The organism is Pectobacterium brasiliense (assembly GCF_013449685.1).
GTDB lineage: Bacteria > Pseudomonadota > Gammaproteobacteria > Enterobacterales > Enterobacteriaceae > Pectobacterium > Pectobacterium brasiliense_A.
This window is the reverse complement of record NZ_JACDSF010000023.1, coordinates 61,297-62,004: the sequence shown is the minus strand read 5'-3', so window position 1 is coordinate 62,004 and position 708 is coordinate 61,297. Positions and strand designations below refer to the sequence as shown.

Here is a 708-nt window from a genome sequence, read left to right as displayed (position 1 = left end):
CGAATACCGCTACGAAGACAGCAAGGTTGAGGTCATCTTTGCTGGCCTGTTCGACTGCACACGCCGCAGCTCGCTGGACATGGGGGATACCGTGGCAACCGTCTCTGACGGGGCGGGGCTCGTTGCCCGGCACCCTGTTGTTGGTATGATCACCACGGCTTTTGGTGCGAAAGTGATTGCATTCGATAAACCCCTTCATCCCGCAGTCAAAAGCGCCTTGCACCTGATTGCGGCCCATGAACGACGAGAATATCGTCCTCTGTTGCCCCTGGGGCCGCTCCGGTCCGGCTGGCGTGAGGTGCTCTGTCCCGGCATCAGTGAAGACGTGACGGGAGGACTGTTACCCAACGAACAGCGCCCTAGTGCCGAGCTGTGCCGGGTGCCGTTGCGACAGATGTACGAAACCGCGCGTAGGGCGCAGGTGCCTTTTCCCAATTTTCGCACTTTGCAAAAAACATCACGTAGAGTCGCCAGCTACTTCGTCATGCAGGATAGTCGGCAGGGCTACTCCGCGAAGGCATACAGCGAGTTCTACAGCAAATGGGTGGGGAAAACGGCCCCGACCCCAGAGGTGTTCGAACTGCATATGATCCACTACTGCGTCTGGCTGGGGGAAAAATTGCATGACTACAAGATACTCCGCCAAAACGTGAGTGGAAGTGAACGGGATAAACTCAACGCGCAGTGGGGCTGGCTGAAGCAGGTTGA

1 pseudogene is annotated in these 708 nt (G+C 57.5%); it reads left to right on the top strand.

Annotated features, from left to right (window positions below):
* Positions 1 to 708 (top strand): annotated as a pseudogene (locus H0248_RS10895) (DUF2235 domain-containing protein); the annotation flags it as partial.